This window comes from Endozoicomonas sp. SESOKO1, assembly GCF_024606265.1.
GTDB lineage: Bacteria > Pseudomonadota > Gammaproteobacteria > Pseudomonadales > Endozoicomonadaceae > Endozoicomonas.
This window is the reverse complement of sequence record NZ_JAHHPP010000405.1, coordinates 1-24,374: the sequence shown is the minus strand read 5'-3', so window position 1 is coordinate 24,374 and position 24,374 is coordinate 1. Positions and strand designations below refer to the sequence as shown.

Annotated in this window: 17 protein-coding genes; 11 read left to right on the top strand and 6 right to left on the bottom strand. The window is 50.9% G+C overall.

Annotated features, from left to right (window positions below; translation table 11 throughout):
* Positions 1 to 378: hypothetical protein (locus KDK13_RS18535; protein ID WP_257286488.1), on the bottom strand; the 378-nt coding region annotated here is incomplete at its 3' end.
* Positions 379 to 820: 442 nt separating this feature from the next.
* On the opposite strand from KDK13_RS18535, the gene KDK13_RS18530 reads away from it, so the two are divergent.
* The 3 genes from KDK13_RS18530 to tcdA all read left to right on the top strand — a co-directional run bounded on the left by KDK13_RS18530 (position 821) and on the right by tcdA (position 3,321).
* Positions 821 to 1,417: an ankyrin repeat domain-containing protein gene (locus KDK13_RS18530; RefSeq protein WP_257286487.1), complete on the top strand. Its 597-nt coding sequence runs from the start codon at positions 821 to 823 to the stop codon at positions 1,415 to 1,417.
* An 18-nt stretch (positions 1,418 to 1,435) separates the two neighbouring features.
* On the top strand, positions 1,436 to 2,422 hold the full coding sequence (locus KDK13_RS18525; RefSeq protein WP_257286486.1) for an ankyrin repeat domain-containing protein: 987 nt from the start codon (positions 1,436 to 1,438) through the stop codon (positions 2,420 to 2,422).
* 62 nt (positions 2,423 to 2,484) lie between these two features.
* The gene (tcdA, locus tag KDK13_RS18520; RefSeq protein ID WP_257286485.1) at positions 2,485 to 3,321 is read left to right on the top strand and encodes a tRNA cyclic N6-threonylcarbamoyladenosine(37) synthase TcdA; all 837 of its coding nucleotides are present in this window, start codon (positions 2,485 to 2,487) and stop codon (positions 3,319 to 3,321) included.
* 129 nt (positions 3,322 to 3,450) lie between these two features.
* Here tcdA and KDK13_RS18515 read toward each other — a convergent pair whose 3' ends face one another.
* Entirely contained in the window at positions 3,451 to 5,211 is a 1,761-nt protein-coding gene (locus KDK13_RS18515; RefSeq protein WP_257286484.1) for a SufS family cysteine desulfurase, read from the bottom strand.
* A 273-nt stretch (positions 5,212 to 5,484) separates the two neighbouring features.
* Here KDK13_RS18515 and KDK13_RS18510 point away from each other — a divergent pair, with 273 nt between their 5' ends.
* The 3 genes from KDK13_RS18510 to ilvM all read left to right on the top strand — a co-directional run bounded on the left by KDK13_RS18510 (position 5,485) and on the right by ilvM (position 8,994).
* On the top strand, positions 5,485 to 6,747 hold the full coding sequence (locus KDK13_RS18510) for a BamA/TamA family outer membrane protein (protein WP_257286483.1): 1,263 nt from the start codon (positions 5,485 to 5,487) through the stop codon (positions 6,745 to 6,747).
* 337 nt (positions 6,748 to 7,084) lie between these two features.
* Positions 7,085 to 8,749: an acetolactate synthase 2 catalytic subunit gene (gene ilvG / locus KDK13_RS18505; protein ID WP_257286482.1), complete on the top strand. Its 1,665-nt coding sequence runs from the start codon at positions 7,085 to 7,087 to the stop codon at positions 8,747 to 8,749.
* Entirely contained in the window at positions 8,746 to 8,994 is a 249-nt protein-coding gene (gene ilvM, locus KDK13_RS18500; protein WP_257286481.1) for an acetolactate synthase 2 small subunit, read from the top strand. The genes ilvG and ilvM overlap by 4 nt, the downstream gene beginning before the upstream one ends.
* On the opposite strand, the gene KDK13_RS18495 is transcribed toward ilvM, so the two are convergent.
* Entirely contained in the window at positions 8,991 to 9,965 is a 975-nt protein-coding gene (locus KDK13_RS18495; RefSeq protein WP_257286480.1) for a LysR family transcriptional regulator, read from the bottom strand. The two genes, ilvM and KDK13_RS18495, sit on opposite strands and share 4 nt — an antisense overlap.
* A gap of 411 nt (positions 9,966 to 10,376) precedes the next feature.
* On the opposite strand from KDK13_RS18495, the gene KDK13_RS18490 reads away from it, so the two are divergent.
* Entirely contained in the window at positions 10,377 to 10,841 is a 465-nt protein-coding gene (locus KDK13_RS18490) for a hypothetical protein (protein ID WP_257286478.1), read from the top strand.
* A gap of 99 nt (positions 10,842 to 10,940) precedes the next feature.
* On the opposite strand, the gene KDK13_RS18485 is transcribed toward KDK13_RS18490, so the two are convergent.
* Positions 10,941 to 12,263 (bottom strand): hypothetical protein, encoded by a 1,323-nt coding sequence (locus KDK13_RS18485; protein ID WP_257286477.1) that lies wholly within the window; start codon positions 12,261 to 12,263, stop codon positions 10,941 to 10,943.
* A 229-nt stretch (positions 12,264 to 12,492) separates the two neighbouring features.
* Between KDK13_RS18485 and KDK13_RS18480 the strand changes: the two genes are divergently transcribed.
* The 3 genes from KDK13_RS18480 to pilB all read left to right on the top strand — a co-directional run bounded on the left by KDK13_RS18480 (position 12,493) and on the right by pilB (position 17,942).
* Complete coding sequence (locus KDK13_RS18480) at positions 12,493 to 13,875, top strand: ankyrin repeat domain-containing protein (RefSeq protein WP_257286476.1); 1,383 nt, start codon at positions 12,493 to 12,495, stop codon at positions 13,873 to 13,875.
* A gap of 120 nt (positions 13,876 to 13,995) precedes the next feature.
* Positions 13,996 to 15,960 carry a DUF1302 domain-containing protein gene (locus tag KDK13_RS18475; RefSeq protein WP_257286475.1) on the top strand — a complete coding sequence of 655 codons (1,965 nt, stop codon included), beginning with the start codon at positions 13,996 to 13,998 and terminating at the stop codon, positions 15,958 to 15,960.
* A gap of 266 nt (positions 15,961 to 16,226) precedes the next feature.
* Complete coding sequence (pilB, locus tag KDK13_RS18470) at positions 16,227 to 17,942, top strand: type IV-A pilus assembly ATPase PilB (RefSeq protein ID WP_257286474.1); 1,716 nt, start codon at positions 16,227 to 16,229, stop codon at positions 17,940 to 17,942.
* Between the two features lie 55 nt (positions 17,943 to 17,997).
* Here the strand turns inward: pilB and putA are convergent, their stop codons facing one another.
* Positions 17,998 to 21,192, bottom strand: a complete 3,195-nt coding sequence (gene putA, locus KDK13_RS18465; protein ID WP_257286473.1) for a bifunctional proline dehydrogenase/L-glutamate gamma-semialdehyde dehydrogenase PutA — start codon at positions 21,190 to 21,192, stop codon at positions 17,998 to 18,000.
* 285 nt (positions 21,193 to 21,477) lie between these two features.
* On the opposite strand from putA, the gene KDK13_RS18460 reads away from it, so the two are divergent.
* The gene (locus KDK13_RS18460; RefSeq protein WP_257286472.1) at positions 21,478 to 22,935 is read left to right on the top strand and encodes a hypothetical protein; all 1,458 of its coding nucleotides are present in this window, start codon (positions 21,478 to 21,480) and stop codon (positions 22,933 to 22,935) included.
* Positions 22,936 to 23,137: 202 nt separating this feature from the next.
* On the opposite strand, the gene KDK13_RS18455 is transcribed toward KDK13_RS18460, so the two are convergent.
* On the bottom strand, positions 23,138 to 24,190 hold the full coding sequence (locus KDK13_RS18455) for a PLP-dependent cysteine synthase family protein (RefSeq protein WP_257286471.1): 1,053 nt from the start codon (positions 24,188 to 24,190) through the stop codon (positions 23,138 to 23,140).
* Positions 24,191 to 24,374: the final 184 nt, after the last annotated feature.

The window sequence follows — 24,374 nt, the reverse complement described above, 5'->3', positions numbered from 1 at the left end:
CATCAGCCCTTTCAGGCAACATTGCTCCTTAAAGCGCACCAGCTCCAGTGCTGCCCTGACGGACTGAAAACCCTTGACCACTTCATCCGTTGTGACCTGCCTGCCCTTTAACAGCAGCCCCCTCAGGCAACACTCCTCTTTGAAGCGGGCTATTGCTAACTGGTACTTGTTGAGTCGGTCTGGCATCCGGTTGAATTCCCGGATAACCAGGTCCGGGGTAACTTTTCTGTTGTTATGCTGTACGTTTTGCAAGCAAAGCTTTTGCAGGAAGAACCCACATCGGATAGACGTAGTATCTTTGCCATAGGCTGAAAGCACTGCAGCCGAGGTGATTTGACGTCCATGTAATGGTTTTTTTTGCCAAAAGGCATCCTCCATACGCTTGCCATCACCCGCAGTAGCGCCTGCGCCTGGATGAGACAGTTGGTTTGAGACTCTTTTACCGTTAAATGCACTGCTGCCGTTAAATGCTCTGCTGCCACGGTTAAATGTCCTGGTTGAACCGGCTCGATGGTCAACCGGACCAGCAGCCTTCGTTTGGGAATGGGTTGATGCTGTTGCTTTCAGAATTAAGCCCTGCAGAAGTGGCTAATATAAATGCCGCAGTTAGACCTCAAAATTATTATTAGGTTCCCTTGGTGGCGTGCCAGTCAATTTTCCCCGGTTACCAGCCACATTCAGTTCTTCGACGATACTCACAATAGTTTCCAGATATTTTCAGCCAGAGCCTCTGGATATGTACTAACCTGATCTGCTGAATAATCGGAGAAAGACAGCTATTCTGATCAGTCACAACATCAGTCACAACATGGGTAAGAACATGTCAAACCCCATAGGCCCTGCTGTTTATGGCGCAACTTGTTCACAAAATCCTGGTCCATCAACCAGCAAAGATGATAATGCAACTGTCATTGATTCAACCCACAGTAATAAGGCAAGCCATACACCCTTTGTCGTCCATAGGACCACCGCCATTCCCAGGCCCGACAGTCAGGGCAGCACACAACCACCATTGTCAGACCGGTCAATACAGCGACGTTCAGGGATAGCTGTTGAAGAGGCACAGCCTGCTGAAGATTTACTCCTCCGATTGGCCAGTGAAACCAAAGGTATCGGGAAAGGCCGCTGTAGCTCCGACTTTTTATGCAACATGAAATTAATGATTTCTCTGCTTGCCAATGAGGTTACCAATGTCAACCATGCAGACAGTGATGGCTGGTCAGCATTGCACCATGCAGTCAGCAACGACAACGAACAGCTTGTTGCCGTGCTAATGACAAATTTTAACGCCGATGCCAACCGGCAAAATAATGAAGGTATACGGGCTATAGACCTGGCTCAGCCCGATTCAAATATCTACAGATGGCTGTCGGGTCAGTTGAGTTTTGATGTTAAACAAACTGCTCGCTATGGATGAAATGAAAAGGTGGAGAATATGTCTAACCCCTTGTCGAATGTTACTTCCTCATTAGCACCAAACTATCCATCCGCTGAGGCCAGCACTGCTTCAGGTCACGTCTTACCTGAATCGAACAACTCACGGGTACAGGCACTTGCGGATGCCACCCCTTGCTTGCCTAAACAACCTGCAACCGACGCCCCGGATATCGCTGCCAGACAGGTCACTGCGAGTCAAGACAAGGCACCTGTCCCAATGGATTTATGGCGAGCGGTCAAGGCACAGGATGTTGATCAGATCAAAACATTAATCAACACCCATAAAATAAATCCTGACAACGTTTTTGACTCGCCCAGAACCGGCTGCTGGACCCCACTTTGCTACGCTGCCTACCATCATCATGAAAACGTGGTAGCAGCACTTGTGGAAAATGGTGCCAATGTGGATGCCCTGTACCGGGTAAGGCACAGTCCGCATGTAAAGGCCGACTTTTCATTTTATGATGACAATTTGTGGAATGCACTGGGGTTTTGCGCTGCCAGCGGTAATGTAAAGGCCTGCGAATTATTATTGGCACATCAACCTGGATCATTATGCAGTGTCATGGACCATTCACTCGATTGTGGACGATACAGCGGGGAAGTGATCGAAACCTTGCTCAAGGCAGGGGCTAACCCAAATGGGGGTATCGCCCCCGATTCAAAGGATGGCACTCCTTTAGCCTCTGCTGCGAGCCAAGCCCGTACAAAAGAGTTAGAGCTGTTACTGACATACCGTGCTGACCCCAACAGGGGCTGTCCCAAGCCGATCTGCAAGGCTGTGCTATGGGGTGGAGAGGGTAATCCGCTTACCCGCCTGCTGATTCAGCACGGTGCGGTCTTTGAACCCTATTATAACTATGATGAACCCCAACGGGTTTTCCCATACAGGGAACATAACAGATGGCTGAAGGACCAGGCAATTTTGCATGAGCTGCGTTCCGTCCATGCTGAACTGTTCACCGAACAGCAGGGCAAAATTTGATTAAAAAAATGCCGCTTCGGGTTGTATAATCGGTTGCTAATGTTTTATCTCAGTCATTCCCAATGCCAGCAGCCTATTCCCCCAGCTCTTTATCCGGCTCTTCATCCGGCTCTTCATCAGAGAGCAGCTTCAACGACCGGTTCGGCGGCATCCGCCGTCTATATGGCAACAGCGCTGTTGAACAACTTCGTCAATCCCATGTCTGCGTCATCGGTATCGGCGGAGTTGGCTCCTGGGCAGCAGAAGCCCTGGCCAGAACAGCGGTGGGTAGCATTACACTGATCGATCTGGATGACATCTGTGTGACCAACACCAACCGTCAATTGCATGCCCTCACGGACACCATTGGCCGCTCGAAGGTTGAAGTGATGGCCGAACGCATTGCCCGAATAAACCCCGAGTGCCGATGTCAGGCCATTGAAGACTTTATTACGGAAGATAACCTGCAGGAACTGATCACCCGCGAGTTTGACTATGTGCTGGATGCCATTGACAGCTTCCGGGTCAAGGCGGCACTGATCGCCCACTGCAAACGTCACAAAATCAAAATCATCACCACCGGCGGCGCTGGCGGACAGATGGACCCAACCCAAATTCAAATCACCGACCTGACCAAAACCTGGCACGATCCCCTGGCAAGAAAAGTGCGCAACCAGCTTCGTGACCGCCATGGCTTCAGCAAAAATAGCAAACGAAAGTTTGGTGTAGACTGTGTGTTTTCCACCGAGCAGGCCGTTTATCCACAGGCTGACGGCACCATCTGCCAGACCAAGCCAACCGGTGAAGGTCCAATGAAAATGGACTGCGCCAGTGGCTTCGGCGCAGCCACGGCAGTGACTGCTACCTTCGGTTTTGTTGCCGCTGCGCGAATTATAGAAAAGCTGACCAGGGCGGATTGAGCCGTTAAAAAGAATCCACAGGGCGGCAACTTGATAACGGTATAGGTGGGCCCAGTTAAATCTTCAGCGCAATAGGGAGTTAGTAAGTCCGATTGGTATAAGTTCGATCAAAAACAGTCAGTGTCCGGGTTAACGATAACGATAGGCAGTCGTCTGAATCTCCCGGACAATCGCCTTGAGTCCATTGCCCCTGGACGGGCTTAGATGATTGAACAGATCCAGCTCACGGAACCACAGGTCAATATCTTCCTGCTCAATCTCTTCCGGTGTTTTGCCTGAGAATACGGCCAGAACAATCGCGATCAGCCCCCGGATCACCCGCGCATCGGAGTCAGCAATAAAGTACAGGCGCATGGTTTCATCATCGTAGTGATAATGGAGCCAGACACTGCTTTCACACCCCTGCAGCCGGGCGTCATCGCTTTTCCATTCACTGGACAGCACAGGCAGCTCTTTGCCCAGCAGCATGATCTGGCGATAGCGTTCCTGCCAGCCGGAGAGCCCATTCAACCGTTCAGTTATTGAGTTAAGGTCCAAAGCCTGCTGACGAAAAATCGCTGGCAGGCCGGTTACTTCACTGACCATTGCCTGCGCCTCGCCCTGGCTACTGGTCGTGCCGGGGTGAGCAATATACAGCGGTGAATGGTGGAGCTTTTCCATGGCTTCCACAAAAGCCCTGGCCTCATCGACGGTGTTATAGAGAGCAAAAGAAGCCCTGACAGTACCATTGAGGCTCAGTTTCTCCATCAAGGGCATGGCACAATGATGCCCGGTCCTTACGGCAATACCCTGTTGATCAAGCATCAGCCCGATGTCCTGGTTATGATATTCACTGGATACAAATGACACTACGGGCGCTTTCTGTTTTGCCTGACCTATCAGACGAATGCCGCTTATCCGGGTTAACCCCTCCTCCACCACCAAACACAGCCGATGTTCATGGGCATGCATGGCGGCAACATCAATATCTGCTAAAAATTCCAGCGCCTTGCCTAAACCTATAGCACCGGCGATGTTGGGGGTTCCTGCCTCAAATTTGAACGGCAGGCGATTAAAGCGGGTTCCTGAAAAGCTGACACGCTCAATCATCTCTCCCCCACCCTGCCAGGGAGGCATGGTTTCCAAAAGTTCCCTCCGTCCGTACAGAACACCGATTCCCGTGGGGCCATAGACCTTATGCCCGGAAAACACATAAAAGTCGGCCCCCAACGCCTGAACATCCACGTTCAGATGGGCAACAGCCTGAGAACCGTCCACCAGCACCAGGGCACCGGCATTATGGGCAAGCTCAACAAGTTCTTTAACAGGGGTTATCGTGCCAATGGCATTGGAAATATGGGCTACGGCCACCAGCCTGGTTTTGTCCGACAACAATTGCCGGAACTGTTGCATATCCAGATTGCCAGCGTCATCCAATTCAGCCACTTTGATCACTGCCCCGGTGACTTCCGCCATCAGCTGCCAGGGAACGATATTGGCATGATGCTCAAGGCGACTCAGGATAATCTCATCACCGGCCTTTAGCTGGCTTCGTCCCCAGCTGTTGGCCACCAGGTTGATCGCTTCTGTCGCTCCGCTGGTCCAGATAATCTCCTGGGCAAAACGGGCATTGATGAAATGGCGGGTGGTTTCCCTGGCGGCCTCAAATGCGTGGGTTGTGCAGGCACTCAGGAAGTGCGCCGCCCGGTGCACATTGGCATTCTGCTCTCGGTAATACCGGTCGACGGCCTCAATAACCGACACCGGCTTCTGTGTGGTTGCTGCATTGTCCAGGTATACCAGCGGGTGGCCATGCACTGTCTGTGACAGCAATGGAAACTGATGCCGGAGGTTATCAACATCCAGAAACGTGGGTTTAGTATCGGTCTGGCCTTTCATCGTGATCTTCATGGTGATCATGCCCTTGAAATCAGCAGGTCATTTTAATGGGCAGATAAACTGAGGCAATACCGTATTTAGAAATCCCCCGGAGTATTGATAATACCAGCCATCACATCAGCCTCCATCCGTTGATCACATTGTGATGTGGCCAGAGGGACCATGCATGGGCTGATAACAACCTTTGAAACAAACTCGACTATTTAACCAGTCCAGCTGTTTTCAGAAATACCCTCTCAGGGATATCGGGATATAAATTGCAAAATGATTGGAACAAGAAAAGTAATGTCTCTGGGGTTACTTGCTTTATTGAACAGCAGTATTTCTTTAGCTGGTAATTCGACCAACGGTGAATCGGGGTCACTCTACAGAGAAGCTGTCGGTATACCGTTTCTCTTCAGCTCTGAAGACTGGGGCATGGCCCTGGGTGGAGCGGGCGTGGTAAAAGGCCTGATACAACCTCAAATGACACTGTTCGGAACCGTGATCGGGTCAAGTAATGGCACCAAAATGGGCTATCTGGGCCTTTATAAGGTCATGATTCCGGGCCTCGACCATTGGCAGATGGATTTCAGTATTCTGGAATCCAGCCTGGCTATAACCAATTACTTCCTGCCCGGCCACCCGGATTACCCGAATGAGAAGCCAGGCAGTAATGACTCCAGTCTTGAGAACTCAATCCGTACCGGGGGGCGAGAGCAACACTACCTGGCTGATTTTCACTACACCCTCCCGATTGGGGATGGTAAGGACGGCGCGCTTGCGGCCATGGTGAAAAAGTCCACAGGCTATGAAAGCAGCAGAACCCACTGGAATCCATTAACGACCGGAATCACCACTCTGGAACTGCAACCCTATTACAAGAGTCAGCGACTCGATGAGTTCCAGCCGGAATATGAAGCCGATAAATCAGTGGGCATTCGGATGACCCTGGATTATGACAACCGTAACTCCAGCCAGTTACCCACCCGCGGCAGCCGGACATCCTTCACCTATACGCGGGACTGGGGCAGTGAAGACCGGCCGGACTGGTCCACGGTTGAGTTTGAGTTCAGCAAATTTTTCAGCCTGGGCAGCAATGACCTGATGAACCAGCAAGTCCTGGCCTTGAATGCGTGGGTAGCTGATACGCCAACATGGAACGAGACAACAACGATTAATGGTGAAGACGTATTCCGGCGCCCCCCTTCCTTCGCAGGCATTAATCTGGGTGGCTGGAACAAGTTGCGCGGGTATGGCTCCGACCGGTTTTATGGCCGTTCAGCCGTTTCCTACAGCATCGAATATCGCATCATGCCAAAGTGGCAGCCACTGGAAGACATGCCAATTATCGGCCCACTTTACGATATGCCCTGGTGGCAATGGACCCTGTTTATGGATGCAGGACGAGTCGCCGATGAGTTCGACGTTCAAACGTTGCACCAGGACATGAAAACCAGCGTTGGTGGCGGTATCCGGTTCCGGGTTGAGGGAATTACCGTCAGGACCGAGGTCGCCGGCGGAGATGAAGAGAGTTATTTCCGGGTCTTCGTGAATCAACCATTTTAAATCACCCGGATACTGAGGTTCTGGCACCGCAGATAATGCTGTGCTATAAAACCTGTTAGTTCATTAATTGAATCTGACGAGTGAGTTATGCCTTCAGCCCTGAGCCTACCAGTTATTCCAGTCGTGGTGATTATTATCACCGCGGGAGGTTTTGTGGGCTGAACAACTGAATAAACAGCTGCTACAAAACCCCCGCACCGAAAGGTCCGGGGGTTTTTTTATACCTGATAAAGGAGAGAAATCATGTTGAACCTGGTTGCCCTGTCTGTCATTACCCTGAGTGTCATTCTATCTAAAACCATTACTCTCAGAACCTGGCAGTCGGGGGATAATCGATATGAATGGTGCTGAAGCAATCGTACAGACCCTGGTTCACCACGGTGTTGATACTGTTTTTGGTTATCCCGGCGGCACCATTATGCCGGTGTATGACGCCCTGCTTGACTCCCCTGTTGAACACCTGCTCTGCCGCCATGAGCAGGGTGCTGGTTTCGCCGCCATTGGCTATGCCCGCTCCAGCCAGCGAACCGGTGTTTGCATCGCCACCTCAGGCCCCGGTGCAACAAACCTGATTACGGCGCTGGCAGATGCCATGATGGACTCCGTTCCCATTGTTGCCATTACCGGTCAGGTACCGACCAATGCCATGGGTACCGATGCCTTTCAGGAGATCGATATCCTGGGGCTCTCCATGGCCTGCACCAAGCACAGTTTTCTGGTCACAGAGCCAGACATGCTCTGCCAGACCCTTCATCAGGCTTTCACTCTGGCAAACTCCGGACGACCGGGCCCGGTTCTTGTGGATATTCCTAAAGATATTCAACAGGCTCCGGCCAGCTGGCAGCCACCGCTCAACCTGGTTGAGAACAGCGTTCACCCAGACAAGGCTGCCTGTGAAAATCTTCATAAAGCCCTGGAGCTCATGGAGTCAGCATCGCGCCCCATCGCCTATATCGGTGGTGGTGTGAATATGGCTCACGCTACTGATGAGTTACGTCAGTTTCTGCAAATAACCGGCCTGCCCAGTGTCTGCACATTAAAAGGGCTTGGTACTGTTACCCCTGACAACGGTGCTTATCTTGGCATGCTGGGGATGCATGGCAACCGGGCAGCGAACACCGCAGTACAATGGTGTGACTTGTTGATTGTTGTGGGGGCCCGCTTCGATGACCGGGTGACTGGCAAGCTGGACACTTTTGCTCCCGAAGCGCAGGTTATTCACATTGATATAGACCCTGCAGAAGTCCACAAACGCCGAGCTGCTGATGTCGTCTTTCATCAGCCCATGCAGTGGGTGCTGGCAGAACTGTCCATCAGGTTATCCATCAATAACATCAATAAATGGGTTGACCACTGCCAGCGGCTCAAGGCAGAGCACCAATGGCGATACGACAAACCCGGTAACGATATTTATGCCCCGCATCTGCTCAACCAGTTATCCCGGCAGTTGCCAGATAATGCCATCATCAGCTGCGATGTCGGGCAGCATCAAATGTGGGTTGCCCAGCATATGGCCTTCCAGCACACCCGCAACCATTTGACCAGTGGTGGCCTGGGTACCATGGGCTTTGGCCTGCCCGCAGCCATCGGTGCGGCAATGGCGCGACCAGACGACACAGTTACCCTGGTGTCCGGTGATGGTTCATTTATGATGAATGTCCAGGAACTGAACACCATAAGAAGAAGACAGTTGCCGATTAAAATAGTACTGCTGGATAACCAGAAACTGGGCATGGTTCGCCAGTGGCAGGAACTGTTTTATGAGGGTCGTTACAGCGAAACCGACCTTTCCGATAACCCCGACTTTATCTCGCTGGCCAGGGCCTTTGGCATTGGCGGCAGAACCCTGACCCATCGCGATGAGGTAGCGCCTGCCCTGGATGAGATGTTGAGTGTCAATGGCCCATGGTTGCTTCATGTGCGCATCAATGCCGCGGAAAACGTCTGGCCCCTGGTGCCACCGGGAGCCGCTAACCACGAAATGTTGGAGCAACACCCATGAGTATCCAGTTACAAATACAATGCCATCAACAGCCTGACGTCGTGGAGCGGATACTGAGAGTCATCCGACACCGGGGCTTTACTCTGAACACCATGAGCATGGCGCCATCCAATTGTGGTGGCAAAATTGAGCTATGCATGACCGTTTCCAGCCCCCGCCCGGCGCACCTGCTGGTTACGCAGGTTGAGAAGCTTCATGATGTGGTCGAACTGAGGTGTGTTGATGCAACATCTAACAACACCTAACAATGTCCAACACTAATGCCAGCAGTTATTGACTCACCATTGATCAGTGACTGCTGTCTGTCCATCTCCTTCAACTTGAGGCGAAAGCGATTAATGATGAACTCCCGGAACCAGCGGTGCGCCCGGTTGTGCTCCCAGTACTCCGGCCAAACGACGTAATAGTTAACCCTGGGAGGTTTACCGGGCAGGGTTTTCATGGTCATATTCTGAACATAAGTATTGGAGCGAGCCGCTCTCTCCATAGTGATCAGAATATGACGGGTATCCTTTACCAGCTGCAAACCAATGGGCAGATTGGGTGTTTTAGCCGCCACACGGATATTCTCACTGAGACCTTCCAGATAGTCCCTGATGAAATGAGGACTTCCCATCCATGAAGAGTGGCGAATCACCGAATACTGCTCAAGATCGTCAACGGTTATCTCCTGATCGACGAGAGGGTGATCCTCATGCACCAGGGCACAGATATTATCATCCATTAATGGCTCATAACTGAAACCGGCCGGTGGCTTTCCCACATAGCCCAGAACCAGGTCAACCTGACCGGCCTCCAGCTTTTTATCCAGCTGCGGGCTGAACTGTAACAGTTCAAAGTTAAAATGCGGTGCCTGTTTCCAGAACTGGTGCAGGATCTGTGGCAGTATCTGTTCAAGAACAATGTAAGTCCCGGCAATGGTAAAGTTTTTCTCGGTAATCCAGGGGTCAAACTGCTGGTTCTCAAAGATGGTACTGGCTTCAGTCACCACACGGTTCACATCCTCTTTCAACGCCAGCGCTTTTTCAGAGAGGAAGATACGATTGCCCTGCCTGACCAGGATCGGGTCATTCAGGGCTTCACGCAGTTGCGCCAGCGTCCGGCTCATGGCGGACTGGGTAACATGCATCTGCTTCGCAGCCAGGGAAACACTTTGAGTATCAAGTAACGCCTTGAGGCCTGGCAAAAGGTTCAGGTTAAGTCTGTACAAGTTCATACTTTTGTAACGAGCACCCCAAAGGTTGAAAGCATCATCTCAACAATAGCGCCTGAAAAATCAGCCCAGAGAGAAACAAAACAGCTGGCCCACTAAGATTCAGGAAAGACTCAGAAAAGACTCAAGCCAATTTGACCATGAGACTATAGTTATATCACTTCAACTTCATCAGTATTATTCCCTATACATTCATCACTAATCAGGTACACTGGAAACAGGAATCAGAGTGAGAGGACATTCTCAATTAGACAGGTGGCCACCATACCGAGTGTATCAGGCCATGTCTGATTACGTGTTTGAAGTACTGGTCTCATGGCTAATTGAGAGCGCACCCTGCCTCTGGTGAGTCTGGCCTTGGCGCCTGGCAAATTTCCTGCCAGGCATCAGCTGAAACAGCTGTCAGGAGGGTCTATGAGCCAAAACAAGTACAAGAGTATTCAAGATCTGGTAGACAACTACATGGCCTCTGGCCTTTCTGCCAGAGAGTATGTTGAAGCCCGTGTGGATGCCGGAGATCTTAGTGCTGCCGAAGCCCTGAAACTGCTGTCTATTCTTCGGGAAGCACAATCAATCACTTTTAAACTGGCCGAAGTCAGTGATGACGAGTTTTCCGGTCTGCATATGGTTCTTATGCGCAAGGAAGAGGAAGAGTTTGCGGATGATACCTCGCCTCTATTCAGTATTGAAATCGATGAAAGCCTGAACAGTAATCGTGATGATGTCATTAACCTGCTGCAAAAATTTGCCAAAGAGCTGGCCGTGCTGGCGACACGTGGTGAGCTTGAAGAAGCGGAAGCGATAGATACGATTGATGACAATCCCGAAGACTGGCTGGATCATCCCAACATTCTCCCCGCCAGCGAAACCCGTCATTGATAAGAAAGCAGACCCTGCCCTCTTCATCACTAACCAACTCATAAGCATAAGCCCGGCAACTGCCGGGCTTATTTTTTAATTGTATTAACCTCTTCCGACTCAATCCAGTCCTGCCTGATCATTCTGAAATGTGTTGGCAGACAGAATAGCCTCAACATAGGAAGCGCCATTCTCAGAAAACCCACCCAGCAAATCGGTAATAATAGCTATTAGCTGGTTATAGCCATCCTCACCGGAAGTTTTTAACACCGTCGTCTGTAACGAAGACCTGGCAATCAGTTCAGAATACTCCACCAGGGGATTATCAACGTATTTTCCAGGCATGGTCTGTTCCAGCACCTCGTGAACATAATGAGCTTTATCATAAGCCTGCTGGGAAATTACCGTGACAATATGACCATCCTCGAACACTCTGGCCGGTTTTTGCCTCGTTAATGCCTGAATGGTTGGGTGCTGAATGTTTTTCTCTTTGTAAGCCTGACTCATGACCTGGCTTTGAAAATCTTCAAGGACTGTGTGCCGGTTCGATGCCAGTTGAATAGCCTCGTCCTGCCCCTGGGGAAAACCCATCAGGTTCTTTAAGCCAATCCACAGGGTTGCCATGGTACTATTTCCCGGTACCGGCATCACATGATAGGGGTTGGAAAAATCCCCCAGATAGTGCAGCCCCCACCCCATAAAACGCCATCCCCAGTAATCATGCCCCTGCCTGAAGGCAAACTCGGAAAGCTGCTTAAACAACTGAATTCGATACTCCGGATAAGTCTGCTTTAAAAAACCACCCACGGCATAAATAAGGGAAGACTCATGGTAAAAGCCCATGTGGAAAGGTGCCTGTGTTCCATATTCCAGGTTTGGATTACCAAAGGGCTGCTTGCCAAACCCATAAATCCTGCCATAGTCGGTATTGCTGTCGGTAAACAGGCCGATATCCAGCCCGTGATCGGGTTCATCCGCGGCTGTTGTGACGATATCAATAGCGGAAGCCTTATCCCCGGCTTTCAGTTGAACCAACTGCACAGAAACCAGATGATCAAACCTTTTCAGAGTGCTGACTGCCTGTGGCCTGATCAGCGGAGATCGTCGCTTTTCCCCGGGAAGAAGCTGCAGATACAACGGCCACTTAGTATTTGGATTGACACGAATGGCATGGGCAAAACGGGTACGAATATCGTCTTTGCTACCCGTCGCCTTGAAGGCCAGTTCTTGCGGACGCGGCGCATAGTGCCATAAATTTTCCTGCATCCATTGCTCCTGCTGACCCAGGAAGCCTTCCAGTTCCTTCTCATTAGCCAACAGAAAGCTTTCCAGGCTTTCAACGTTCGCCGGGGCAGCATCCCGAACCTGTGGCAGTGTCGCCAGCAACTGGTGAGTGACCAGGGTGTGATTGGACCAGGAAAATGCCTGGGCTGAGATCAACATAGACAGCAGAAAACATGGGGTACGCATAGGCAGGCTCGGTAACGTAAAGTTTTTATTAAATTTATTGTGCGTATACCATAGCGAGAATGAAGGGCTGATGACAATCAGATATCAACGACTCAATAAAAAAATACGGAACTTTGATACAGATTTATGGCCTAAGTGATTTAGTGTTCAGATATATCTGATCAATCACTGAATCACGCAATAAGACCTTGCTACCAGTATCATGGAAATAACCAAACCTATATTTCTCTCCGACTCAGTCGACAGGCTTTATGGATCTCATCACCGGCATTCCAGCTATCAACTATTAGCATCCAACGGCAATGAGTTCTACCTTGATAAAAGAAACCCACTAACGATTCATCGTCTCAACGGTGTATCAGTTCGGGCTATCTATGATCCCCCTTTTCTCTATATGACGAAAATGGATACTTTTGATTCATCCCCGCTGGACTCTTATCGGGACGAAAATCCCCTTAAATACTTCAGGGCTGGCAATGCCCAAATATTGATTCCCTCAAGCGTCTTCCCCATGTTCAGAAGTGAAATGAATGATGGGGACAGATTGGTCGTCAGCACCAGAACACTGAAGTTCAAATATCAGGTTACTGAAGTCAATAACTCTGGCAAAAATAACCCTGAAAAAAAAGAAATAACCGGAAAAGCCACTTTTTTTTCAGAAGAACCGGCCAACAGCAACGAAATAGAATATTTTAAATCGCTCGTTAAAATACAGGTTTTAAGACCCACTGATCCTGCATTTATTGATAACATGTTTGAAAGAAGCATCAGGGACCTGATCTTTTTCCTTGATAAAGCATACCCCTGCAAAGATGAATTACTTGATAACCATGAATCCGGAAAACAAACATTACTGACCACCGCCGTGCAACGCCAGCAGTGGGCTCTTTGCTTTAAGCTACTCGAACAAGGGGCCTCACCGGATGCCGGCCATCACGGTGAAAGCATGACGCCGCTTCATATGGCTGCAAAAGCGGGACAGCCAGATCTGCTGGAAGCGCTGTTAATTCATAACGCCGATCCCAACATGACCACCGAACCCAGGGCTCACAACGGAACGACCAGGAGGCTGACCCCACTGAACTGTACATTACTGTACAAAAGCAAAGATAAAGAAGAAGGTGCCAGGGTCAGAAAATCGATGATTCAATCACTGCTGGAAAGCGGTGCCGACCCAATGACTATCGATACAGCAGAGATAGCAGACTTCATTGAACCTCTGGAACTCATGCTGGAGATCCTCCGGGTCGAATCGATAGACTCAATTAAACACATCAGAACCCGGCAAAAATACCAGCGATACCTGGCAAAAGTAATAGCAGACCAATCACGTATACGTAACAAACTGGAGTCCGATTGTATCTGTAGAAAGAAAAAATCAAACGGGCACTTATTATGTTTATTGGACAGGCTTACCAGAAAGGCAGACGCCGTGCCAAAACTTCAGAACGCATGTCGTGCCATCATACGTCCCGAGCTGAATTTCCCAATCCTCAGTAGCATTAAGGATCTCAATATTCCCTGGGACGTCAAAAAAATTATCTGCGCCAGAGATGGATCCTACATGATCAGGCACAGTGTTTAGCCCGGTTTATCAAAACAGGGTATAAATTTCTTGCATACCACTATGTACTTTAGTACAAATAGGCAGGCCGAAAGACAAAACAATAACTCTAATAATAAAACGGCAAGGACACAGCCCCTCATGTTGACACCACAAAAACGACTGCAGCTCGCACCTGCAACCGCTGGTTTTATTTTATCCGGAACACTGCTTGTCTCTGCTTCTGCCCAGGCTTTCGAGTTTGAGGCAATGGATGGTGAAGTGCAGGGAACCCTCAATACCACCATCACTCTGGGCGCCAAGTATGACCTTGAGGGTTATGTGACACCAGACTCCAATGAACAGCTTGAAAACGACGGCGATCGTTCATTCAAGAAAGGATTTGTCAGTAAGGCTCTGAAAGTCACCTCTGAGCTGGATTTCAAAAAAGATAACTACGGTTTCTTTGGTCGTGCTACGGCTTATTACGATCATGTTCTGATGAACGGCACCAACCACTGGCAGGAAAACAATGACGCTGATGTTGCCAAAGGGCTTTTGGATGAGTCCGGCACTTTCCCAGGCTGGTCCAATGAAGTCAAAGATAATCAAGGTCGTGGTGTTAAGCTGCAAAGCGCTTATGTTTTTGCTGACTGGCAGTTTGATGGTGGCCAGAAGCTTAGCGTAAAACTGGGTGACCAGACCCATAACTGGGGAGAAACCATTTTTTACGGCGGCGGTTTGATGGATCTGAACGCCTATGATATGGCGTTATCCACCGTTCCGGGATCTGATGGTGACTTGAACCTGGCCCAGGGGATGGTGATGGCTGACCTGCAATTCAATGAGCAGATGACTTTATCTGGCTTTGTTCAATATGACTGGGAACGATCTATTCTACCAGGGCGGGGTACCTATGGTTCTGATGAGGATATCTTTGTTCCAGGTTCGGATTTTGCACACTATAAACTTGGAACTTTTGGTTTAGACGCAACGACGATTGCAGGTTTAACTGCTTTTGGCGGCTTAGGATCAACTCAAGATCAAATCATTAATGGCTTAGGCATCAACAGATCCGCTGACTTTACAAAAGTTGCGGATGTATCTGGCGTAGAAGGTGCCGGTAACTCTGGCCAGTGGGGGGTAAGATTTACTTTTGAGCCTGAATCATTACCAAATACTGAGTTTGCCTTATATTACGCTAACTACCACTCCAGCTTACCTTTTATTGATTCTCAGGTTCTATCTGCGCAGGCAATTGGGGGCTTGCAAGCCGTTGGTCAACTCGGTGGAACTGCTGATTTAGCGGTACAAGACTATTTGGCAGCAATTGGAGCCACTGGTCGTGACGTCGCCACCTCTGCTGGAGCTTTGGCCGGCCTTTATATGCTCCACCACGGGGGCTATGCAAGAGTTGTTTATCCCGAGGATATCAAGTTATGGGGAGCCAGCTTCAACACAAAAGTCTGGGGTTACACACAAATAGTGGGCGAAATTACTTACCGCGAAAATGCACCTATCTGGGTTGACCATCCTGAAGATCTGCTTACCAAAGCGCTTCTGGGGACAGCAAACATTGCTAATAGTCAAGGCTATGAATCCTCACAAGCAGTTGAGGGTAGAATCGCTACGCCTGATCAGTGGAATGCCAACTACCAGCGCACTCCAATGTGGGACGCCTCACTTGCCGTCATTCAACCTTTTGGTGCTGTGCTTGGAACTGACCTCATGTACGTTGTTGGCGAAGCAGCATTCCAGCAGGTTTCTGGTCTTGAAAACTACGACCGTTATGTTGCCAAAGGGTCCAGTGACTGGGCAGGAGAAGATCCTTCCGAAAACGCCGACGATCGCCTCGACCGCTTCAGCTGGGGCTACAACGTTATGCTCGGCGCCAACTGGAACGATGTGGCCATGCCGAGCCTGAACCTGGAGTCCACCTTCCGCTTTACTCACGACGTTGATGGCAACTCCCATATGACCGGCCGCTTCGAAGAAGGCGAGAAGAAGATCAATATGGGCCTGACCGCCAAATACGACGATATAATGGCCAAGTTCACCTGGGGTGGCGATGCGGACGATGTACTGCGCAATGGCACCATTACCGGAACGGTTGGTTATACCTTCTAACGCCGCTCGTTCTCCGCTGCCTCGTTCCCACGGTCCCCCGTGGGAATGCATACCCAAACTCGCAACCAATACAAAATCCCCCATCAAAGCCCCGCAATCCTCAACAAAAACCAAAGCCGATAAAATTCCCCCGCACAAAACCACCCTTAACCATCCGCCATTTATGCGGATATATTACCAAGAGCCTGTCGATGCTCCGTTGCCGGTTCAACGAAACGTCATCAGGCCAGGACAATGAATTCAACCTCCAGGGACAGAAACAGGTTATGGCAAACAAACCTCTGACCGGGCTGGCAGCCCGCCTGCTGGCCGATCAAGTGATGGAAGAGGCCGATCTTCACGCAGCGGAAGCGGCTGCCGCCAAGGCCAGCAAGCCCCTCGCCCGATATCTGCTGGAACAAAAGCTGGTCGATGGTAAAGCACTGACCCTCGCCACGGCCGAGGAGTTCGGCCTGCCGGTGATCGATCTCAGAGCCTTTGACAAAGATCATCTGGTCAGGGAGGTCGTCGAAGAAAAACTGATGCGAAAGCACAATGTGCTCCCGCTGATCAAACGGGGCTCACATCTGTTTGTGGCCGTTTCCGACCCTTCCAACCTTCAGGGGCTGGACGAAATCCGCTTTAATACCGGCCTGACCATTCATACGGTCCTGTCGGAGCCCGAAAGTCTGGAGAAAATGATTGATGCCGCCCTGGATGATACCGGTGGCGCTTTTTCAGACCTTGGCGACGATGGCCTGGTCGATCTTGAAGACCTTGAAGTCAGTGCAATTGATGATGGCGCTGATGATACTGTCGGAGCCATCGGCGGTGGAGAGGATGACACTCCGGTGGTGAAGTTCGTCAATAAAATGCTGCTTTCCGCCATCAAGGGTGGTGCATCGGATCTTCACTTTGAACCCTATGAAAGAACCTATCGGGTTCGCTTCCGGACCGACGGTGTTCTCCATGAAGTGAATCGCCCCCCGGTCACCCTCGGCCCCAGGATTGCTTCACGACTGAAGATCATGTCGGCCATGGATATTTCCGAGCGCAGAAAGCCTCAGGATGGCCGGATAAAAATGAAACTGTCGAAAAGCAAGGCCATCGACTTTCGTGTCAACACGCTGCCGACGCTCTGGGGAGAGAAAATCGTACTTCGTATCCTCGATCCTTCCAGTGCCAAAATGGGGATTGATGCCCTGGGCTACGAAGAAGATCAGAAAGAGATGTACATGACGGCCCTGCACCAGCCACAAGGGATGATTCTGGTCACCGGACCGACCGGTTCGGGAAAAACAGTCTCACTCTATACCGGTTTGAATATTCTCAACACCAATGAGCGGAACATTTCCACTGCAGAGGACCCGGTAGAAATTAACCTGGAAGGTATTAACCAGGTTAACGTCAACCCCAAACAGGGTATGGACTTCAGCCAGGCATTGCGGGCTTTCCTGCGTCAGGATCCGGATATCATCATGGTGGGTGAGATACGAGACCTGGAAACCGCCAACATTGCCATCAAGGCGGCGCAGACCGGCCATATGGTCATGTCGACACTGCACACCAACAGTGCAGCTGAGACCCTGACCCGTTTGCAGAATATGGGAGTTCCTTCATTTAACATTGCCACGTCTGTCAGTCTGATTATTGCCCAGCGTCTGGCACGAAGACTCTGCAACCACTGCAAGGTAAAGGTACAAATCCCAAAAGAAACGCTTATGGAACAAGGATTTACCGAAGAACAAGCGGACTCCACCGATATTTTTGGCCCTAAAGGCTGTGAAAACTGCAAGGGCGGCTACAAGGGTCGGGTAGGTATTTATGAAGTGGTGTCAATCACCCCCGGCATGCAGCAGATCATCATGGCCGAAGGTAACTCTCTGGAGATCTCGGAACAGGCACAGAAGGAAGGCTTTAATAACCTTCGCCAGTCCGGGCTGTTAAAGGCTCTGCAGGGGGTCACCAGTCTCGAAGAGGTGAACCGGGTAACCCAGGATTAACCGGCGATTACTGCCCTCGCTCCCACGGTTCAGGTGGGAGCGGGGGCGGAGAGTATCAGACAGACTCACTGCCCAAAGACAACAGCGTAGCGTTTCCGCCAACTGCCGTAGTATTGATCGACAACGTCTGTTCAGTAGCAAACCTCTGCAGGTAGTTTGGCCCACCCGCTTTTGGGCCGGTGCCTGACAGTCCCTGACCGCCAAATGGCTGTACTCCCACCACAGCACCGGTCTGGTTCCTGTTGATGTAGATATTGCCCACCTTGACCCGCTGTTCAATAAACGTCGCTGTCACTTCGTTTCTGCTGTGGATTCCCAGGGTAAGGCCATAGCCGGTACTGTTGATCTGATGAATCACCTCGGGCAACGCTTTTGCGTCGTAACGAATCACATGGAGAACCGGACCAAAGTGTTCCTTCTCCAGTTGACCAATATGGTCAATTTCAAAGGCCACCGGGGCAACAAAGCTGCCGTTGGCACAATCCGCTGACAGTTGGCATTCCATCAGCAGTGTGGCCTCTTTTTTCATCCGTTCGATATGAGCCTGGAGTGATTGGCGGGCATGCTCATCGATAACAGGGCCAATATCGGTAGAATGAAGGCTCGGATTGCCGATAGACAGCTCCTTCATGGCCCCCTGCAGCAGAGCGATGACCCGGTCAGCGATATCTTTCTGCACATAAAGTACTCTAAGCGCTGAACAGCGCTGCCCGGCACTGCCAAAGGCGGACAGAACAACATCATTAACCACCTGTTCCGGCAATGCGGTAGAGTCGACGATCATGGCATTCTGCCCACCGGTTTCCGCAATCAACGGCACCATCGGGCCAGGACGGTTGGCCAGCGCCAGGTTAATCACTCGTGCGGTCTGGGTGGAACCGGTGAAAGCGACACCGGCAATCCGGGTATCCGCCACCAGCTGACGGCCAACTGTGGCACCCTCGCCCGGTAATAACTGAATTACATCCCCGGGGATACCCGCTTGCAGCATCAGCTCAATCGCTCTGCCAGCAATCAGGCCGGTCTGTTCTGCAGGTTTGGCAATCACCGTATTCCCGGCAGCCAGGGCAGCGGTAACCTGACCAAGGAAAATGGCCAGGGGAAAGTTCCAGGGGCTGATACAGAGAAAAACCCCTCGCCCACAAAGCCGCAGCTCGTTGGATTCCCCTGTCGGCCCCGGCATTATCGTGGTCGGTGAAAACCGCTCCCGCGCCTGACTCCCGTAATAGCGGCAAAAATCCACTGCCTCACGCACTTCATCAATGGCATCGTGCAAGGTCTTGCCAGCTTCCTGATGGCACAGGGCCACCAGCTCCTCACGGTTTTCTTCCAACAGCTCTGCAAGCTTCTCCAGACAGTCTGCCCGCTGCTCTACAGGTGTGGAATTCCAACGCTCAAAGGCTGCACTGGCAATGCCAACAGCCGTATCAGCCTGAGTGTCATCAGTCCATCCCAAATGGCCAGCGATGTGAGTACGGTCATAGGGGCAGGTTATGGCAGAAGTCTCTGTTGCCTTTATCAGCTGACCATCGACCCACGGTCCCTGAACCCATTCATGCCCCATGAAGCGCTGTACTTTTTGCCGAAATGGCTGCCACTGACTGTCAATATCCACATTCACACCCAGTGAGTTTTTACGTGACTGGCCGTAAATGTCAGGTGGCAGCGGGATCTGGTCGTTCTGAAAACAAATCCGGCCTGTCAATATCTCAACCGGGTGCTGAACCAGTGAAGCAACCGGGGTTTTAGCATCCACCAGCCGGTGAACAAACGATGAGTTGGCGCCGTTCTCAAGCAGCCGACGAACCAGATAAGGCAGCAGATCCTTATGACTGCCAACCGGGGCATAGATACGAACCGGATGACGATGCTCAGCCAGGATAAAGTTATAAAGCGCATCCCCCATACCATGGAGGCGCTGGAATTCAAAATCATCGGCACCTGCACGTTCTGCCATGGTAAGAATACTGGCGACAGTGTGGGCATTATGACTGGCAAACTGAGGATAGAGCAGCGCCCTGACTGGCTCTGACAGCAGGAACTTTGCACACACCAGGTAAGCAACATCTGTCGCTTCCTTGCGGGTATAAACCGGATAACCGGCCAGCCCCTGTTGCTGGCAAAGCTTCACTTCACTGTCCCAGTATGCCCCTTTGACCAGACGAACCGGAATACGGTCTCCCTGCTCACGGGCCAGGGCAGAAAGCCAGCACAACGACGGCAGTGCCCGTTTGCCATAGGCCTGGATCACCAGACCGAGCCCACCCCATCCACGACAATCCGGATGCCGGTACACCCGCTCAAACACCTCCAGGAACAGCTCATGACGATCCTGTTCCTCAGCGTCCATATTGATGGCAACATTGCCAGCCCTGGCTTCACGAACCAGATCCAGAAGCACAGGCACCAGCTCCCGGAAAACCCGCGCTTTCTGTGCTACTTCATAGCGTGGATGAAGAGCAGAGAGCTTGATGGAAATGCCGGCACGGGCCGATTTCCCGTGGTCAGGCTCAGCGGCCACGGCTCTGATCGCCGCCAGGTATTCATCATGATAACGCCGGGCATCCTCCATGGTCAGGGCCGACTCCCCCAACATATCAAAAGAGTAGGTATACCCCTTTTCCCGTTGTTTCAGACCATTCTTCAGTGCCTCTGAAATATTGCGCCCCAGGACAAAATGACGCCCCATAATCTTCATGGCCTGGTTAACCGCCTGACGAATGACCGGCTCCCCCATCCGGTTCACCAGCTTGCCAATAACCCCTCCGGCAGAACCATCCTCCCCGGCTTCCAGGTTGACCACCTTGCCCGTCAACAGCAGTCCCCAGGTAGAAGCATTAACCAGTAGAGAATCACTTTGACTCAGATGCTTTTTCCAGTCAGCCACGCTTAATTTATCGCGGATCAGGGCATCAGCAGTGCGATGATCAGGAATACGCATCAGGGCTTCGGCCAGGCACATCAGAAGAATCCCTTCCCGGGTATCCAGACTGTACTGCAGTAACAATGCATCAATCATATGAATGCCATCATCACTGCCCCTGACCTGCTCAATCATTCTGGTGGCTTTAGTGGCTGTCTCAGCGTAATCCCCGGATTCAATATCCAGGATCTGCACCAGTTCCTGCAGCCAGGAAGCTTCATCCACGGAGTAATGAGGAGAGATCATCGACCAGAGTTCGGCCGGGCTTTGCTGGACAATGCTTTGCTGGACAGTGTCTGCGTTGAATGCATCTTTCGCCTGAAACATACCTTTCTCCAATTCCCTTCTCCAATTAAAGCGTGCAGCTGAATACCCAAACTGCAGCCAATGGTTCTCACTGTTTTGTTGGAATATCTATGTGGTCTTCCTGAGTACTCAGAGTCCGATGAATGAAAAACAAATAAAACAATATATCTTTATAAAACAATAATTACTAATTGATATAGAACCAATGAAACCACTATCTGTCGAATATTGTCGCCATCTCGGCAAAATGAAAACCGTACAAATTTTAAATCCAAACTTCTCTATCAATTTAATAAGGTTTCAATAATGGCAACCCCACTACCTGCGGGTACACCGCAACTCTATTCTCAACCGGCAACTGTTGGGTATGAAGCTCAGCATACCGGACAGCCATGGGGATACCAGCCACCGACTGTCAACTATGGTGGGTACAATGTCGGCCCATACGCTCCGCCAGGATCTTACTTGCCCGGGCGCGAAACAAGGGCTCCAGCCTTTCCGCCTCAGCATGGTGGCCAACCACCCTTTACCTCTGTCGCGCACTATCCTGCTCTCCCTTACATGACGCCTCAGCACCCACCGGGAGCGCCGACAGCTCACCCACCCGCTGCAGCAGGAACGACCACTCCAGCTTCGGGGGAGACTAAGGCTGACGGCGAAAAGAAAGCTGTTGATGGTGAAAAGAAAGCTGTTGATGGTGAAAAGAAAGCCACTGACGGTGAAAAGAAAACCACTGATGGTGAAAAGCAAGCCACTGACGGTAAAGATGGAAAAGCAGGTAAAAGCGATGGCTGGCTGGGTGGCTGGAGTTGGGGTGGCTTTTTAAGCAATCAGCGGCATGCAGGCCAGGAATCTGAATCAAAATCATCAGGAAAAGCTGATGAAAAGGCAGAAACTGCTGAAAAAAAAGAGACGGATAAAGCTGCCGGGAAAAAAGAGCCGGAAAAGGCTCCTGACCAGGGAGCGAAACCATCCACAACACCACCTGCACCCGGTACTTATTATGGCCATCAGCCCCAACAGCCAGTCTATGGTCATCAGCCCCAGCAGCCAGTTTATGGCTATCAGCCTCAACAACCATTGGCTGGGTCATCACCTCATGTAGGCTATCAACACTTATATCGTTCCGCAATGCAGCCACACACTCCTGCCCCCGGAGCGCATACTCCGCCAGCTCCCGGCCATGAGCATCCCCCGGCCAGTGGAGCGCAACCACATGCTGCAACACCTGGAGTACCTCAAGATACTCGCTCTGCGCCTCCTGATGGCAAAGAGCCTTCTCCCATGCAATATCGTTCAGGTCTTGAGCAGAAGGTTCAGAGTGAAATTCAAGACATGAGCAGTCGGCTGGATGGAGGTGCCCCCCGGTCTGAACAGCGAGGATATACGACGTCTCTGGATTCCATGGTCAGAAAAGACCTTTCCCAACATCGCGAGCATTCACGTGCCTGCGAAGAGTATCTTGACACTTCTACAAATCCAGAGACACAGAGACTGAGGGCTGAAGAGCGGGCTAACGAGCGAAGCAAAATTGTTGAGCAGATAAGGGCTGAAGAGCAGGCCAAGGCGGCTCAACAATATGAACAGCGTCATGAACAGCGTCCCATGATGCCCCAAAATCTCCAGGGACAGGATTTGAGGCAGGACCTGTACTGGCTCACCAAACAAGCTGCAATTGACGGTATGCGTGAGGGCTTAGGCGCTCAAATGGATGGAATGGATAAAAGATTCGGGCCATTCGGACAAAAAGGTATCACCGCTTAGGACAGCCTTAAGTCCGACAGCCTCATAGGCCTCCATCACTAACCCCCACCCCCCGGCGGCCCTGCTTTGTGGCCGCCCTCTCCTGACTGCCTTTTAATAGCTTTGTCATTCAACAGGCACTGCCGACAATGCGCTTGAAGCGACCTTAATAAGCCTCAGTCGTAAAGAGGAACTGATACCAATTAAACTCTCCAGATTGGTATTATTTACCGGTCAGTCGGGAGAGTTCCTCTATCCAGGGTTGTATATCCCCAACCTGGGCAGCAATCCAGTCAGGGTTATAGCAGGTATCCAGATAGCGATCACCCGGATCACACAACAAGGTAACGATCGATCCTTCCTGACCATTGGATTTCATCTCAGAAGCAATTTGCAGGGCACCGTATAAATTAGTCCCGGTACTTGGGCCAGCCTTCCGGCCAAGTATCCTTTCAAGCCAGTGAATGGTGGCAATGGAGGCCACATCAGGCACACGGCGCATGTCATCAATCACACCGGGAATAAACGATGGCTCGACCCTTGGACGCCCAATACCTTCTATACGAGAGCCCTGGTCAATAGTCAGGCTTGTGTCGCCACTGGAGTAATAGTCCATGAAAACGGAGTGATCCGGGTCTACGACACATAATCGTGTACTCAGCTTTTTATAGCGAATGTAGCGCCCGATAGTGGCAGACGTACCTCCCGTTCCCGGGCTCATGACAATCCAGCCAGGCACCGGATATTTCTCAGCCCGCATCTGCCGGAAAATGGAATCCGCAATATTGTTGTTACCCCGCCAGTCTGTTGCCCTCTCTGCATAAGTAAACTGGTCCATATAGTGCCCATTCAGCTCTCTGGCCAACCGCTGGGACTCTGCATAAATCTCACTGGAGCAATTGACCAGGTGGCACTGACCACCATAAAACTTGATCTGTTGTATCTTGTGAACGGAGGTAGATCTGGGCATTACGGCAATAAATGGCAAGCCCAGCAGCCGCGCAAAGTAGGCTTCAGAAACGGCAGTACTTCCTGATGAGGACTCAATAATGGTGGTATTCTCACCAACCCAACCATTACAGATGGCATACAGAAATAAAGAGCGGGCCAGACGATGCTTGAGACTCCCTGTCGGATGCGTGCTTTCATCTTTCAGATACACCTCTATCCCGTCGATTCCCGGTAATTCAAGTCGTATCAAGTGTGTATCTGCACTGCGTTGAAAATCCGCTTCAATTTTGCCGATGGCTTCATTAACCCATTGACGACCATTCATAATCTTCCCCCTTCAGGGTCAAAGTACGTCCATATGAATTTATCGGGTGGGAAAAACGCTTCATCAGGCGTTATTGATATGAAAGCTTTCGTACCTTCCTCTATACCCAACATCTTATAAAGTATTTTATGGTGGTCAGTGCAACCTGGTCAATTGCTCCAGTGAGATTTATGCAGAGTCCCAG